This window comes from Nocardia sp. NPDC050717 (assembly GCF_040654275.1).
Taxonomy (GTDB): domain Bacteria; phylum Actinomycetota; class Actinomycetes; order Mycobacteriales; family Mycobacteriaceae; genus Nocardia.
Map to the genome: position 1 here is coordinate 59,099 of NZ_JBFAHR010000009.1, position 16,246 is coordinate 75,344.

A 16,246-nucleotide genomic window follows, 5' to 3' on the forward strand; every position below is an offset into this window, starting at 1 on the left:
AACCTTCCGTGACAGACGAACGACGCCTGGCACGCGACCCGATCGCCATTGTCGGGATGTCGGGTCTGCTGCCCAAGGCACACACCCACCGCGAGTACTGGCAGAACATCATCGACGGCGTCGACTGCACCTCCGAGGTGCCCGCGTCGCGCTGGAGCCTGGACGACTACTACGACGCCGACCGCTCGGCGCCGGACAAGACCTATTCGCGCCGCGGCGCCTTCCTGCCCGATGTCGCGTTCGACCCGCTCGAGTTCGGGATGCCGCCGAATCAGCTCGAGGTCACCAGCACCATGCAGACCCTGAGCCTCGGGGTGGCACGCGACCTGCTGGCCGACGCAGGCGCGACCGGCTCGGAATGGTACGACCCGGCGCGCACCGGCGTGGTGCTCGGCACCACCGGCCCGGTGCCGCTGATGCATCCACTGGCCGCGCGCCTGTCCACGCCGGTGCTGGCGGAAGCGGGCCGGTCGATGGGCCTGTCGGAGAGCGATGTCAGCGAGATCTCGCGCCGGTTCGTCGCCGCATTCGCGCCGTGGGAGGAGAACTCCTTCCCCGGTCTGCTCGCCAACGTGGTGGCGGGCCGGGTCGCGAACCGGCTCGGGCTCGGCGGCATCAACTGCACCGTCGACGCGGCCTGCGCGGCCTCGCTGGCCGCGATCCGCACGGCGATCGCGGAACTGCAGGACGGTCGCGCCGACATGATGATCACCGGCGGCGTCGACACCGAGAACTCGATCTTCATCTACCTGTGCTTCAGCAAGGTCGGCGCGCTCTCGCCGACCGGGCGGATCAGCCCGTTCTCCGCCGAGGCCGACGGCACCCTGCTGGGCGAGGGCATCACCATGCTCGCCCTGCGCCGCCTGTCCGACGCGCGCCGCGACGGCAACCGGATCTACGCGGTGATCCGCGGTCTCGGTTCCTCCAGCGACGGCCGTTCCAAGAGCATCTACGCGCCCCGCGCGGAGGGCCAGCGGGTGGCGCTCGACCGCGCCTACGCCGATGCGGAATGCTCACCCGCCGACGTCGAGCTCATCGAGGCACACGCGACCGGCACGGCCGTCGGCGACAAGACCGAGCTGACCGCGCTGAAAGGGCTGCTCGCCGAGGCGAGTTCGGAGACCGGGTTCGCGGCGCTGGGCAGCGTGAAGTCCCAGATCGGGCACACCAAGGGCGCCGCGGGCACCGCAGGCGTGATGAAGCTGGCGCTGGCCCTGCACCAGAAGGTGCTGCCCTCGACGATCAATGTCGACGCGCCCAACAGCGAGATCGACGCCGCCCGCACGCCGTTCTACGTCAACACCAGGACCCGCCCGTGGGTGCTGGATCCACAGCGCCCGGTGCGCCGGGCGGCCGCCTCGGCGATGGGCTTCGGCGGCACCAACTTCCACATCGTGCTCGAGGAGGCCGACCAGACGCGCGGACCGGTGCTGCACCGGGTGCCTCGCGCGCATCTGTGGCACGCCCCCGATGTCGCCGCGCTGATCGACGTCGTGCGCAGCACCCCGGGGACCGACGGCGGCGACATTCCGGCCGCGCACGCCAGGATCGGCTTCGTCTCCGTCGACGACGACACCGCGGCGGATCTGCGCTCGCTCGCCGTCGACGAACTGGTGCGTCATCCCGACGCGGCGCACTGGGACCACCCCGAGGGCGTGTACTTCCGCGCGGCCGCCGTGCCCGCCCCCAAGGTGGGTGTGCTGTTCGCGGGGCAGGGTAGCCAATATGTCGACATGGGCCTGGACACTGCGCTGAACAATCCGCCCGTCGGGGCGGCCTTCGACGCGGCCAACGCCGCGTTCGTCGGTGCCGAGCAGCGGCTGGGCGCGGTGGTGTTCCCGCCGCCCGCGTTCACCGAGCAGGCCCGTGCCGAGCAGGAATCCGCGCTGCGCCGTACCGAATTCGCGCAGCCCGCGATCGGGGCGCTCGCGGCCGGGCAGTTCCGGGTGCTCACCGAATTCGGGCTCAGGGCACACGGCTACCTCGGCCACAGCTTCGGCGAGCTGACCGCGCTGTGGGCCTCCGGCGCGCTGAGCACCGCGGACTTCTTCGGTCTGGCCAGGGCGCGTGGCGCGGCGATGACGGTCGCCGACGGCGCGGAGGCGGGCACGATGGTGGCCGTCAACGCGGCCCGCGACGAGGTCGCCGAGGTCATCGCCGATCTCGACGACGTGTGGATCTGCAATCACAACGCGCCCGACCAGATCGTCGTCGGCGGTGGGCCCGACGGTATCGCCGCCTTCACCGCGCGCAGTGCCGAGAAGGGCTGGGCCACCAGGGATCTGCCGGTCGCCGCCGCCTTCCACACCCCGTATGTGGCGCACGCGGTCACCGAATTCGGCGCCGCCGTCGCGGAAGTCGACATCGCCGAACCCGACGCGCCGGTCTACGCCGACACCGCGGGCGCCTCCTACGGCGCCGATGTCGCCGCCAACCGGGCGACCCTCACCGCGCAGCTGAGCCAGCCGGTCGAGTTCGTCGACGCGCTGCGGGCCATGCACGCCGACGGCTGCGCGATCTTCGTCGAATGCGGTCCGAAGCAGGTGCTGACCTCGCTGGTGCGCCGCACCCTCGGCGACGACGTGATCGCGTTCGCCACCGACTCCGGGCCGATCGGCAACGGCGACGTGGCACTCAAGCGGGCCGCCGTCCGGCTCGCCGTCTTGGGTGTCGCGATGTCGGGCATCAACCGCTACGCAGCCCCCGACGCCGCGCCGACCACCCCGGCGGCAGGCCGGATGACCGTGACCCTGTCGGCACCCGAATACGTCCCCGACTCCCGCCGCGCCGCCTACGCCGACGCGTTGTCGGGCGACTACCGCGTCCAGCTCGCGGCGCCAACCACCGATGCGGCACCGCACGCCCTCGCTGCCCCCGACCCGGTGTCGGCACCCGTCGACGCGCCCACCGCGTCCGTGCGGGTCGAGCAGGCTGCGCACGCCGTGGTCGGCGGCGCGCCGTCGCACCCGATCCCCGCATCACCTGCCGTGTCCGAACTCTCGCACCGCCCCTCGGTGCCCCCGCTCGTGGAGGAACAGCTCGTGACCATCCCCGTCGATCCGCTCGACACCGCGCTCACCCAGCATCTGGACACGCACCGGCAGTACCTCGACGGTCAGCTCGACCTGGCCCGTGGCCTGGCGGGCGCGCTGAGTGCCGGTGCCGTCGACGACCACCTGCTGCGCGCCATCGAAGCCGTGAAGGACCACGGTGTCGCCATCAGCGAAAGCCACTCGCGGGCAAGCGATGTGCTCGCCCAGCTGGCCGAGCTGGAAGGCGGGGCAACGAGCCCGCGTTCGGTGACCAGCTACCGGACCACCCCCTCCGTGGTGCCGGCGCCCGCACCCACCCGGGCCCTGCCCGCCGCGCACACCCCGGGCAACGGGCCCGCGGAGGTTCCCTCGAACGGCCATCTGCCCGCCCCCGCGCCCGAACCGGCGGCACCCACCGGAAACGGCACCGCCTACCCGACCGGCGCGCCGACCGCGAGTGCCGACGCGGCCGCGAGTGCCGATCCCACCACGGAATCCGAGGCCGCCGCTCCGGCAGAGACGCTGGGCGGCGACGCGATCCGCGCAGCCCTGCGCGAAGTGGTCGCCGACAAGACCGGCTACCCGGTCGAGATGGTTGATCCGACCATGGACCTCGAGGCCGATCTCGGCGTCGATTCGATCAAGCGTGTGCAGGTGATCGGCGCGCTGCAGGAGCGGTTCCCGTCCCTGCCGAGCCTGGGCCCCGAGCAGTTGGGCACCTTGCGCACCCTCGATCAGATCGCCGATCTGCTCGCCGACGGCAGCGCGGCGACCGGCGCCGGAGACGAAATCGCTGCTGTCACCCGAAGTGCCGGAACCGACGCCGACACACTACGGCGGGTCCTGCGCCAAGTGGTCGCCGACAAGACCGGCTATCCGGTCGAGATGGTCGATCCGGCCATGGATCTGGAAGCGGATCTGGGGGTCGATTCGATCAAGCGGGTCCAGGTGATCGGCGCCCTCCAGGAACGGTTCCCGACACTGCCGAGTCTCGGTCCCGAGCAGCTGGGCACGCTGCGCACCCTCGATCAGATCGCCGATCTGCTCGCCGGCGACGGCTCGACCGCGGCAGTCTCTGCGAGTTCCGCCACCCCGGACGCCTCGGACGCGGACGAGGTCGCCTCGGTGGACGCGGCTCTCGCGCCCACCGCCGAGACCCTGCGGCAGGCGCTGCGGGAAGTGGTCGCCGACAAAACCGGCTACCCGGTCGAGATGGTCGATCCGACCATGGATCTGGAAGCGGATCTGGGGGTCGATTCGATCAAGCGGGTCCAGGTGATCGGCGCCCTCCAGGAACGGTTCCCGACACTGCCGAGTCTCGGTCCCGAGCAACTCGGCACGCTGCGCAACCTCGATCAGATCGTGGCCGAGCTGGCCGGGGGTGATGTCCACCCAAAAGCTGAGGCCGCGGCCGAAACGCCGCGGCACGTCGTCGAACTCGTCGAGCTCGCCCCGGTCGACCTGGCGGTGGACCCGTACCGGCCCGCGGGCCGGGCGCTGATCGTCTGCCTGGACGAGTCCGCCGAAACCGACGCGGAGGCGATCGAGGAAGCGTTGCGCGCGCTCAGCTGGACGGTGCGCCGGGTCCGGCCCGACGACACCGTGGCCGCCGCCGATCTGTGCGTGGTCGTGGCGGGTGTCGCCACGGAATGGGCGCAGGCCGAGCGGATCCTGACCGAGGCGATCCTGGTCGCCGGCCGCGTGGTACCCGCCCTGCGGGGGGCGACCGGTCGCGCCGGGTTCGTCACCGTCACCCGCCTCGACGGCCACCTCGGCCTGCTCGGGGACGCCGAACCGGTGCCCGCCCTGCTCGGTGGGCTCGGCGGCCTGGTGAAAACCCTCGCCGCCGAGGAACCCGCCCTGTTCTGCCGCGCGCTCGACCTCGCGCCCGCGGCCACGCCGTCCCGGGTGGCGCAGATCGTGCTCGAGGAACTGTGCGACGCGGCGATCGACACCGTCGAGATCGGCGTCGACATCTCGGGACAGCGCCGCACGCCGGTGCCGAGCGGGTATCGGTCCGCCGTCACCACCGAGATCATCAGCGCGGCAACGGACTTCGCTCCTTCGGTGCTCACCGGGGACGACCTCCTGCTGGTGACCGGCGGGGCCAGGGGAGTGACGGCGACATGCGTCCTCGCGCTCGCCCGGCACAGCGCGGCGCGGTTCCTGCTGCTGGGCCGCACCACGCTCACCGACGAGCCCACCTGGGCGCACGGACTTGCCGACGGCGAGCTCAAGCCCGCCGCGGTGCGCGCGCTGGCCGGAACCGGCGCGCGGCCCAGGGACATCGAGCGGGCCTGCGGCGACATCCGCGCCGTTCGCGAGATCCGCGCCACCCTGGCCGCCCTCGGCGACCGCGCCGAGTACCTGAGCGTCGACGCCACCGACGCGACGGCGCTCGCCGAGGCCGTCGCGCCGTGGCGCGACCGGATCACCGGTGTCGTACACGGCGCCGGGGTCCTGGCCGACTCGATGATCCCGGACAAGACCGCCGACTCGATCGCCCGCGTGCTGCGCCCGAAGCTCGGTGGCCTGGCCGCCGTGCTCGCCGCGGTGGGCGCGCCGAAAGACCTGATCCTGTTCACCTCGGTGGCAGGCCTGTTCGGCAACGCCGGCCAAGCCGACTACGCCGCGGCGAACGAGGCCCTGTGCCGGTTCGCGGTGAGCTGGCGGCGCAGGCATCCCGGACATCGCGTCACCGCGATCGACTGGGGCGCCTGGGACGGCGGCATGGTGACCGCCGACCTGCGTGAGCACTTCCGGGCCCGCGGCATCCCGCTGCTGGCCCCCGCCGCGGGCGCCGCCGCCTTCACCACCCAGTTCACCACGGACCGCCGCCCCGAACCGGTCCTGCTGGTCGGCGCCGCCACGGCCCTGTCGACCGGAGACCGCGTCGCGGCCACCGTGCGGGCCCGCCGCGACATCGCCGGACTCGTCGACGAACCCGTGATCGAGGCCCACCGGATCGGCGAACACCTCGTATTGCCCGCGACCTTCGGCCTCGGCGCGATGATCCATCTCGCCGAACGCACCGCGCCGGGCCGCACCGTGGTGGGCGTGCGCGACTACCAGGTGCTCAAGGGCCTCGTCTTCGATCACCCGGTCACCGCGCTGGAGATCGAGCTGGTCCCCGCCGCCGACGTCGACGGCCGTACCGCGGTGCGCGCCACCGTCTTCGACGGCAAGGTGGCGCACTTCCGGGCGACCCTGCTGCTCGCCGCCACCCCGGACAGCGGTGCCCGGCAGGCGGTGCCCGCCGGACCCGGCACCTCGGCCGAACGGATCTACCGGGACGGCGTCCAGTTCCACGCCCCCGCGCTGCAGGGGCTGCGCGCCATCCGGGCCGAGAGCGACACCGCGATCGTCCTGGACTGCCACCTGCCCACCGGGCCGGTCGCCGGCGGCGCCTACGCGGGCCGGCTGCACGATCCGGTCGCCGCCGACCTGATCCTGCAGGGGCCGCCCGTCCTCGGCCACCGCCTGCTCGGCAGCGCCTGCCTGCCCCTCGGCGTCGGCCGGATCGACTACCACCACCCGCTCCCGACCACCGAACCGTTCGTCCTGGTGGTCGACAACCCGCGCGCGGGCAGGCTCGAAGCCCGCATCGACGCCACCGCACTGTCCACCGACGGCACAGTGCTGCAACGTTTCTCGGACGTCACCGTCCTCACGACGCCCGACCTGACGGAGAAGTTCCAGACCTCGGTGAGGAAGTGGACCCGATGACAGCCCTCGACTTCGACGGCATCGCCTTCGACCCGACCGGCGTGGCCCGCGCCCTGCCCGACCCGGCCGCGCTGCCCCCGCACACCGCCCGGCCGACCGACCAAGCGCACGCGGTGGGGCAGACGCACGACCCCGCTCCAGCAGCGGACCTTTCTGGACACGCCGTGGTCCCCGCCGGACATGCCGTCGTCCCCGCCGCGCACCCTGTGGCTCCCGCCGGGCACGCCGTGGGCCCTACCGGGCAGACCGCGGAGTCGACTCGGTCGACAGGGGAGCCGCCCCTGGCACAGGGGCGTTTCACGCGCCAGGGGGAAGTGCCCGAGCACGCACACACGGGGGAGGCGAGCACCGGCGCACCGCGCGGCGTCATCGCCGACCTCCGCACCGGCGTCGTCACCGCCCACCGCTCCGCGCTCGCCGCCCAGGCCGCCCTGCAGCGCGCGCTCTGGACGCGAGCCCTCGCCACACCCTCGTCGAGCGAGTCGGCGCAGGTGGACCTCGACGCACAGGGCCGGGCCATCGGTGCCGCCGCAGAGTTCTCCGCGAACGGGGCGTCCGCCGACGAGGCGAGGGCCGCACGACCCGGCACCGGGTCGGCGGAACCTGTCGTGGGGACGCACCAGCCTGCGGCCGGCACCCGCGCGGCGGTACCCGGCCACCGTGGTGTGACACCGGTCGGCGACCTGGCCGCCGATGCGACCGTCGAGGCCGCGAGGGAGGGCGCGTTCAAGCCGTTGGCGCGCACCACGCGTACCCGGTTGGACCGCGCGGCTCTCGAGTCGCTGGCCGCGGGTGCCGTCGCGGAGGTGTTCGGGCCGGGTCACCGGCGTGAAGGCGTCGAAGTCGCGGCGCGATTGGCCGCGGGAGAACCGTTGGTGCTGAACCGGATCGAGTCGATCGAGCTCTACGGCGGCACCGGTGACGGTCGCATCGTGGCCCACTACGACGGCGCGCCCGACGCCGCCGCCCGCCAGGCAGCCCAGGTCTTCGCGCTGTTCACCGGTATGCACCTGTGCCTGTCCGGCAGCACCTTGACCGAGGGGACGGCGACCGCGGTCCAGGCACTGCCCGGCTCGCCCGCCGGCAACGGGGTGCGCCGGGACACGGTGGAACTCGTCGTCAGCGACCTCGATCTCGTGCCCCGGCCCCACGTCAGGGGCACCGCGAGCTTTTCGGACGGGCAGCCGAGCCTGTCCGTCGAGGTCGCGGTCGCCGAGGCGGCAGGCGCGGGCGTCGGCCCCGGCCAGGCGGTCCCGGGCCTGCTCCTCAACGAATTCCACATGACCCACCTGGCGCGCGGCGACCAGGCGATCGCCATGGGCTCGGAGTTCGCGGAGTACACCGGCGTCCGCGCGACCCGGCTGCCCACCGGCGGCCTGCTCCTGGTCGACCGTGTCCGCGAATTCGACGGCGCGCGAGGCACTCTCGACCACGCGGCCTACACCACCGAATACGACTCGCCCGCCGACTCCTGGTACTACGCCGACACGGCCAACGAATCCATGCCGCACTTCGTGTACATGGAGACCTCGCTGCAGGCCGCCCTGCTCATGGGCTACTACGCGGGACCAACGCTGACCCAGCCCGGCACCACCCTGAGCCTGCGCAATCTCGGCGGCACGGCGACGGTCCTGCGCCAGGTCGACCTGCGCGACCGCACCATCGAACAGTCCTCCCGGATGCTGTCGACGACGATCCTGCCCGGCTCCTCCCTGCAGACCTTCGACTACACGCTCAGCGTCGACGGCGCGCCGTTCTACACCGGCGAGACCATGTTCGGCTACTTCAGCGACGAGGCCCTCGCCAACCAGACCGGGCTCGACGCCGGCCGCCCCGCGCCGTCCTGGCTGGCCGAGAACCCGACCGCCCAGGTCCGGACGATCGACGTGGCCACCCGCCGCGCCGATTCGGCCTCGCCCCTGTGCTCGCGCCGGACGCTGGCCCTCATCGACCGGGTCGACGTGGTCGACGGCGGCGGGAAACACGGTGCGGGATACCTGCATTCGCTGCGGCCCATCGACCCGGCGGACTGGTTCTTCGCCCGCCACTTCCACCTCGACCCGGTGATCCCCGGCTCACTCGGTGTCGAATCGGTGATCCACGCCGTCCAGGAATGGCTCGTGGACGGCGGCCACGCCGCGGACATGACCGACCCGGTGTTCCGCATTCCCGCCGACATCCCCTTCAGCTGGCGCTACCGCGGCCAGTTCCTGCCCACCGACGGCACCGTCGAGCTCGAGGCCCACATCAAGGCGCTGCACCGGGGGCCGCACGGCGTGACCGCGGTGGTCGACGGCTCGCTGTGGAAGCCCGGCCTGCGCATCTACGAGGTCACCGACCTGGCCGTCGAACTCGTCGATCGGAGCGCGTGATGACCACGATGCGCACCGTGGCGATCGCCACCACCACTCAAGCCGTCACCGCCCTGCTGCTCGACCTGGATTCGCCGGTCTGGATCGTGCGCGCGGACGGGCAGGTCGGCGCCACCGCCGACGAGGCCGTGGCCGCCCGCGCCCAGGTGCTCGCCGCGGTGGCGCCGTTGCCGCCGGAACGCCTCGGCGACAGCGCGTTCCGCGCGGCCCACGGTGTCCGCGCGGCCTACGCGGCCGGCGCGATGGCCAACGGCATCGCCTCGCCCGCCCTGGTGAAAGCCATGGCGCGGCACGGCTACCTGGCCGCCTACGGCGCCGCGGGCGTCGCACCCGCCACGGTGGACGCGGCACTGGGCGAACTCGCCGCGGATCTGGGCGCACAGCCGTTCGCCTGCAACCTCATCCACAGTCCGAGCGAACCCGCCCTGGAACGCGCGATCGTCGACGCCTGCCTGCGTCACGGTGTGCGCTGTGTGGAGGCCTCCGCCTTCATGGACCTGACCGCCGAGGTCGTGCGCTATCGGGCCCTCGGCCTGAGCCTCGACCGGCGGGGCGGCATCGAGATCGGGCACCGGGTGATCGCCAAGGTCTCCCGGGTGGAGGTGGCCGAACTGTTCCTGCGGCCCGCGCCCGCCCGGCTGCTGCGCGAACTCGTGGCGGCGGGCCGGATCTCGGCCGAGCAGGCCCGGCTCGCCGAGCAGGTGCCGATGGCCGACGACATCACCGCCGAAGCCGACTCCGGCGGCCACACCGACCGCAGGCCGCTCACGGTGCTGCTGCCGGAACTGATCGCGGCCAGGGACCGGCTGGCCGCCACGGCGCCCGGCGCCGAGCGCGTCCGGATCGGCGCGGCAGGCGGACTCGGCACACCCGACGCCGTCGCGGCCGCCTTCGGGCTCGGCGCCGCCTACGTGGTGACGGGGTCGGTCAACCAGTCGGCCGTCGAGGCGGCACAGTGCGGCGCCACCAAGACCCTGCTGGCGCGCGCCGAATTCGCCGACTGCGCCATGTCGCCGTCCTCGGACATGTTCGAACTCGGCGTGCAGGTACAGGTGCTGCGCCGGGGCACGATGTTCGCGGCCCGCGCGCAGAAGCTCTACGACACCTACCGCGCCTACCCCGGGCTCGACGCGCTGCCGACCGCGCTGCGCGGCGAGCTGGAATCCACCCTGTTCCGCAGGCCGCTCGACGAGGTGTGGCAGGAGTGCGTGCGGTACTTCACCGAGCGCGACCCGGCCCAGCTGACCGGGGCAGAGCGGGACCCGAAAGCCAAGATGGCGTTGGTGTTCCGCTGGTACCTCGGCCTGTCCTCGGGCTGGAGCATCCGCGGCGAGGCCGATCGGGTCGCCGACTACCAGATCTGGTGCGGGCCTGCGATGGGCGCCTTCAACACCTGGGCGGCGGGCACCCATCTCGCCGCACCGGAGAACCGCGCGGTCGCCGAGATCGCCGGGCAGCTCCTGTTCGGCGCCGCCCACCTCACCCGCGTCGCCCAGCTGCGCACCGCGGGAGTGCGCCTGCCCGCGGCCTGCGCCCGCTACGTCCCACGTCCGCTGGAGGACCGATGACCGTCGTCGACACCACCGCGACCACCGGCACGGCCTGGATGCTGTGCCCCACCTGCGACACGATGATCTACCGCAAACGCTACGAGCGGGCGAGCCGGGTGTGCCCCGAATGCGACGGCCACGGCATGCTCACCGCCGACCAGCGCGTCGACCAGCTCCTCGACGCCGACTCGGCCCGGCCGATCGCCACCGCGGCCACCGTCGCCGACCCGCTCGCCTTCACCGACACCCGCGCCTACCCCGAGCGGATCAGGCAGGCGAGGGAGAGCACCGAGCTGCCGGAGGCGATCCGGTGTGTGCGCGGCACCGTCGACGGCGTCCCGATCGTGCTGGCGGTCATGGACTTCCGCTTCCTCGGTGGGAGCCTCGGCAGCGCCGTGGGCGAGGCCGTCACCGCCGCGGCGGAGGCGGCACTGGCCGACCGGGCGCCCCTGGTGCTGGTGACCGCCTCCGGCGGGGCCAGGATGCAGGAGGGCATCGTTGCGCTCATGCAGATGGCCAAGACCAGCCGGGCACTGCGCCGCCTCGACGACGCGGGCGTGCTGACGATCTCGATCATCAGCGACCCCACCTACGGCGGTGTCGCGGCGTCGTTCGCCACCGCCACCGACATCATCATCGCCGAACCCGGTGCGCGCCTCGGCTTCGCGGGGCCCCGGGTGATCCGGCAGACCATCGGCCAGACCCTGCCCGAGGGCTTCCAGACCGCGGAATTCCTGCTCGAACACGGCATCGTCGACATGATCTGCCACCGCTGGGCGCTGCGCGCCCGGCTCTCCCGGCTGGTCGCGATGACCGAGCGGCCACCGTTGCGCACCGAGCCCGGTGACACCGACGCGCTCATCACCGATCCCGCCGCGCTCACTGTCGGTGAAACCTGGGACCGGGTGCGCGCGGCCCGGCGTCTCGACCGGCCGACCACCTTGGACTATTTCGCCGCGGCCTTCGACGATTTCGTCGAACTGCACGGCGATCGTATGTCGGCCGACTGCCCTGCCATGATCGCGGGCCTGGCCCGTCTGGACGGTCTGCCGGTTGTGGTCCTCGGCACCCAGAAGGGCCACACCGGACCCGAACTCACCGAACGCAACTACGGGATGCCCACGCCCGCGGGCTATCGCAAGGCGGTCCGGGTGCTGCGCCTGGCCGCGAAACTCGGCAGGCCGGTCGTCGCGCTGGTGGACACCGCGGGCGCCTATCCCGGCATCGAGGCCGAAGAGCAGGGGCAGGCGGTGGCCATCGCCGAATCGCTGAAACTGCTGGCCGGGCTGCCCGTGCCGGTGGTCACCGTGATCACCGGGGAGGGTGGCAGCGGGGGAGCTCTGGCGCTCGCCCTGGCCGACCGGGTTCTGGTGTGCGAGAACGCGATCTACTCGGTGATCAGCCCGGAAGGATGCGCCGCCATCCTCTGGAAGGACCCCGCCGCTGCCCCACGGGCCGCCGCCGCGTTGCGCGTCGACGCCGCCGCCCTGCTCGAGCTCGGCATCGCCGACGCCGTCGTCCCCGAGCCAGAGGGTGGTGCCGACCGCGATCCGGTCGCCGCCGCGGCGCTGCTGAGACGGGCGGTGCGCAAGGCCGTGCACGAGCTGCGCGCCTGGCCGGCCGAAGACCTGATCGCCCAGCGGCACAGCCGTTTCCGGGGCTACGGCCTGGCCCATCCCGAGGCGATCTCGACCCCATGACCCCGGCGTTCCGCGACCACGCACGCGGTCGCGGCACGCCCCTCGCCCCGGAGACCCGATGGCCGACTTCCTGCTTCGCAACCCCATGACGGCACTCGGTCAGGTCCTGCGCTTTCGGGACCGGACCGCGGATTCGACTCGCCCGCACCGAGATCCAGGAGAACCGATGACCGACCCCGCCCTCAGCGAATCCGTCCAGCGGGCGGTGAGCGCCACCGACGCCGACCACAGCCTGGCGGTCCTGACCCGGCACGCGCTGCACGTGCGCGCCGCCGCCCTCGCCCCGACGTCGGTGACCGTCGCCAACGGTCCGGTGTCGCTGCGCGTCACCTGGGACGACCACCCCGTGTCGGCGCAGGCCGCGGGCCACGCCGCGCCCGCCGACACCACCGGGCACCTCGCGCTCGTCACCCCGGCCGCGCCCCCGGTCGTCGCGCCCGCCGAGACCGCGCCCGCCGGGGACACTTTCACGCTGACCGCGGAAACCGTGGGCGTGTTCTACCGGTCTCCGGAACCCGGTGCGGCGCCGTTCGTCGCGGCCGGTGACCCGGTTCGAGCGGGTCAGCAGGTCGGCATCATCGAGGCGATGAAGCTGATGATCCCGGTCACCGCCGCCCGCGAGGGCGTGGTGGCGGAGATCCTCGTCGACAACGGCGACGCCGTGGAACACGGCCAGGCGCTGATCGTGTTCGAGGCGCTGCGGTGACCCGCCCCTTCCGCAAGGTCCTGATCGCCAATCGCGGGGAGATCGCGGTCCGGGTGATCCGGACCTGCCGCGAACTGGGCATCGCCACGGTGGCGGTGCACTCGGCGGCGGACCGCGACTCCGCGGCGGTGCGTCTGGCGGACGAACACGTCCAGATCGGACCGGCCCCGGCCAAACGCAGCTACCTGTCGATCCCCGCGATCATCGAGGCGGCCCGTGCCACCGGTGCCGACGCGATCCATCCCGGGTACGGATTCCTCTCGGAGGACCCGGATTTCGCCGAGGTGTGCCAGGCGGAGGGCTTCGTGTTCGTCGGCGCACCGCCGGCGGTGATGGCCCGCCTCGGGGACAAGTCCTCGGCTCGCGCGCTGATGGCCGACGCGGGGCTGCCCCTGCTGCCCGGCAGCCGCGACGCTATCGACGATCCCGGCGCGGCGCGCGCCCTGGCCGACGAGATCGGCTACCCGGTGATCATCAAGGCCGTCGCCGGTGGTGGCGGCCGCGGGATGCGGGTGGTGCGTGCCTGCGACGAGTTCGCCACGGCCTGGCAGCACACCAGGGCCGCGGCCGCCGCCGTCTTCGGCGACGGCAGGCTCTACGTCGAGCGCTACCTGGAATCGGCCAGGCACGTGGAGGTCCAGATCCTCGCCGACACCCACGGCACCGTCCGGCACCTGGGTCTGCGGGACTGTTCGCTGCAGCGCAGGCACCAGAAACTGGTCGAGGAGGCGCCGGCGCCCGGCCTGTCACCGGAGCTGGCCGAGCGCATCGGCGCCGCCGCCGTGCGCGGGTGCGCGGCCGCGGGCTACGTGGGCGCGGGCACCGTGGAGTTCCTGCTCGCCCCCGACGGCCAGTTCTACTTCATGGAGGTCAACTGCCGACTCCAGGTCGAACACCCGGTCACCGAGATGGTCACCGGCGTCGACCTGGTCGCCGAACAGTTGCGTATCGCGGCGGGCGAACCGCTGACCCTCGGCGATCGCGCGCCCCACGGTGTCGCCATCGAATGCCGCCTCAACGCCGAAGACCCGGAACGCGCGTTCGCGCCCGCCCCCGGCACGCTCGTCGAATGCGCACTCCCCGCCGGTCCCTTCGTCCGCGTGGACACCCACGTCTCGCCCGGCTACGCCGTTCCGCCACACTACGATTCGCTCCTCGCCAAGGTCATCGTCTGGGCGCCGGATCGACCCACGGCCATCGCGCGCATGCGCCGCGCCCTCGCCGAGACCACCATCACCGGCCCCGGCGTGGCCACCACCACCGACTTCCTCCACGACATCCTCGACCACCCCGCCTTCCGAACCGCCACCCACGACACGGCCCTCATCGGCGAGCTGAACGCACCGGTCGCCGTGCGCTGAACATCTAAGGGCACCGGCCGTCCTGTTCCGAGCATCGCTGCACCGGGATCGCACCCGACCTCCGGGCATGCGGTGCACCTGCGGCCGGGCACTTCCTTGTTGCGGCCGAGTGCATCTCGACGGTCTGACCGCTCTGGCCCGGCAGATGGTGTGGCACCGTGTGCTCAGGCGGGCCTGCGTGGGCCGTGCTGTCCGCCGGGGCGGCCGGTTGTGAGCAGGGGGATCGGCCTGCGGAGGTCGACCATCCGTGCGGTCGGAATCTCCCGCTGCCGCTCGATGATCGGCCCGACCGATGCGGTGCCGATCGACACGGAGACGGTGCAGTCGCCGGGGCCGAGGGCGACGAGGTGCGCGTCGCGGACGGTCGCCGCCAGCGGCTGCATCTCCAGCGCCAGCACGAGTTCCACGGTGAGCAGGCCCGACGAGTGCCCGTCCACGAGGATCTCGAGGCTCGGCCGGTAGGTGTGGGTGAGTTCGTGGGCGAGCAGTTCGACATTCTCCTCGGGGCCGGTGCGGGTGCGCTGGGCGGCGCCACGGAGCCGGTCGTACCCCCGCCAGCCGACGAGCGCCGCGTCCCCGACGTTGATGTCGAGCAGGCCGTCCAGCGCCGCCGCGATCTTCGGCAGGGCGAGATCGCGCACGAGCGGACCGAGTGCCGGTGCGGCCAGGCGGAGTTCGCGATCGAAGCCGATCTCGCGCAGCCTGGCCGTCAGCTCGGCGCGGCCGACCTCGTGGGAGCCGTTGTCGTACAGCACCGCTCGCGCGGTCAGGGCTTCGGGAAACATCAGCGGACCTCCCGCACGGTGATGAACGGTTCCGGCCGGTGCGTCCTGATCTCGACGGTCGGCACCTGGGCGGGCACGGTCCTGATCTCCAGGCGCGGCCGCGGATCGGCGTGGACCCGCACCCCGACCTCGGGTGCGCGCGGCTCGGGCGCAACGCTCGCACCGATCACGGGTGCCGGATCGGGTGCGCGTGTTCGTTCGCGGACGGCGAGCGCGATGACCCCGGCGACGAGCAGCAGACCGACGAGCCCGACCGGCCCCGCCGAGGGCGAACCGGACGATCCGTCCGGGCCCTGCGCTTCCGCGGTGGGCGGCACCGGGTCGACAGCCGGCGGTGCCTCGGTGACGACCGGTGGGTCGACGGCGGGCGGTGCCCCGGTGACGATCGGCTCGGTGACCACCGGGACCGCGAGAATCCGGACCGAGACGGAGTCGGTGATATCGGGGTCCGCGGTGCAGCTGACCCACAGCGTGCTCGCCCCCAGCGCCGCTGCCTTCGGCACCGGCACCGACGCGGAGAACGTGTAGTCGTAGCCGACATCCGCGGTGACGACGGCGAGCGGCGGGCTCGTCCCGGCCGCCGTGGTCGGTGTCGTGGCCCACGGCGGGACGATCGTCACCTCACCGCACACCCAATTCGTCCCGCGCACCGAGATCGAGCCACCCCGCGTCGCGGTGGCCGGCGCTCGCAGCGTCGGCGTGAATCCGTCCCCGGTCCCGCCGCCGGACCGCGTGGACGTCGTGGCCGAGGGCGGCGGCACCGTCGAAGACGGTTGCGCCGTCGCCCATCCCGCGCTGGCCGAGGCCAGAACGGCGGCGATCATCCCCACCGCCCACGCCCGCCGCCGGACCACCGAACCCACCGTCATGGCACTTCGCACCCCGCGAAATCAGCATCGGCACAACGGGATACGTTGCGTCCTCAACCATAGGTCGCCCTATGTACCCCGGCAATACTCGTCAAGCCGGCTGAATCGACCTCCGGTCGTCCTCCTGTGGGGACCGCAGCGTGCG

General features: G+C 72.8%; 8 protein-coding genes. 6 read left to right on the plus strand and 2 right to left on the minus strand.

Annotated elements, in window-relative coordinates; genetic code table 11:
* The first annotated feature begins 8 nt into the window (after positions 1 to 8).
* The 6 genes from AB0H56_RS19070 to AB0H56_RS19095 all read left to right on the plus strand — a co-directional run bounded on the left by AB0H56_RS19070 (position 9) and on the right by AB0H56_RS19095 (position 14,447).
* Positions 9 to 6,758 (plus strand): SDR family NAD(P)-dependent oxidoreductase, encoded by a 6,750-nt coding sequence (locus tag AB0H56_RS19070; protein WP_357164689.1) that lies wholly within the window; start codon positions 9 to 11, stop codon positions 6,756 to 6,758.
* Positions 6,755 to 9,130, plus strand: a complete 2,376-nt coding sequence (locus tag AB0H56_RS19075; RefSeq protein ID WP_357164692.1) for a beta-ketoacyl synthase — start codon at positions 6,755 to 6,757, stop codon at positions 9,128 to 9,130. The genes AB0H56_RS19070 and AB0H56_RS19075 overlap by 4 nt, the downstream gene beginning before the upstream one ends.
* Positions 9,130 to 10,698, plus strand: a complete 1,569-nt coding sequence (locus AB0H56_RS19080) for a PfaD family polyunsaturated fatty acid/polyketide biosynthesis protein (RefSeq protein WP_357164695.1) — start codon at positions 9,130 to 9,132, stop codon at positions 10,696 to 10,698. Before AB0H56_RS19075 ends, AB0H56_RS19080 begins: the two co-directional genes overlap by 1 nt.
* Positions 10,695 to 12,380, plus strand: a complete 1,686-nt coding sequence (gene accD, locus AB0H56_RS19085; RefSeq protein WP_357164698.1) for an acetyl-CoA carboxylase, carboxyltransferase subunit beta — start codon at positions 10,695 to 10,697, stop codon at positions 12,378 to 12,380. The genes AB0H56_RS19080 and accD overlap by 4 nt, the downstream gene beginning before the upstream one ends.
* Before the next feature lie 166 nt (positions 12,381 to 12,546).
* Positions 12,547 to 13,086: an acetyl-CoA carboxylase biotin carboxyl carrier protein subunit gene (locus AB0H56_RS19090; RefSeq protein ID WP_357164701.1), complete on the plus strand. Its 540-nt coding sequence runs from the start codon at positions 12,547 to 12,549 to the stop codon at positions 13,084 to 13,086.
* Complete coding sequence (locus tag AB0H56_RS19095) at positions 13,083 to 14,447, plus strand: acetyl-CoA carboxylase biotin carboxylase subunit (protein WP_357164704.1); 1,365 nt, start codon at positions 13,083 to 13,085, stop codon at positions 14,445 to 14,447. The genes AB0H56_RS19090 and AB0H56_RS19095 overlap by 4 nt, the downstream gene beginning before the upstream one ends.
* Before the next feature lie 164 nt (positions 14,448 to 14,611).
* Here AB0H56_RS19095 and AB0H56_RS19100 read toward each other — a convergent pair whose 3' ends face one another.
* Both AB0H56_RS19100 and AB0H56_RS19105 read right to left on the minus strand, forming a co-directional pair.
* The gene (locus AB0H56_RS19100) at positions 14,612 to 15,232 is read right to left on the minus strand and encodes a hypothetical protein (protein WP_357164707.1); all 621 of its coding nucleotides are present in this window, start codon (positions 15,230 to 15,232) and stop codon (positions 14,612 to 14,614) included.
* Positions 15,232 to 16,101: a hypothetical protein gene (locus AB0H56_RS19105; RefSeq protein ID WP_357164710.1), complete on the minus strand. Its 870-nt coding sequence runs from the start codon at positions 16,099 to 16,101 to the stop codon at positions 15,232 to 15,234. Before AB0H56_RS19105 ends, AB0H56_RS19100 begins: the two co-directional genes overlap by 1 nt.
* Between the last annotated feature and the right edge of the window lie 145 nt (positions 16,102 to 16,246).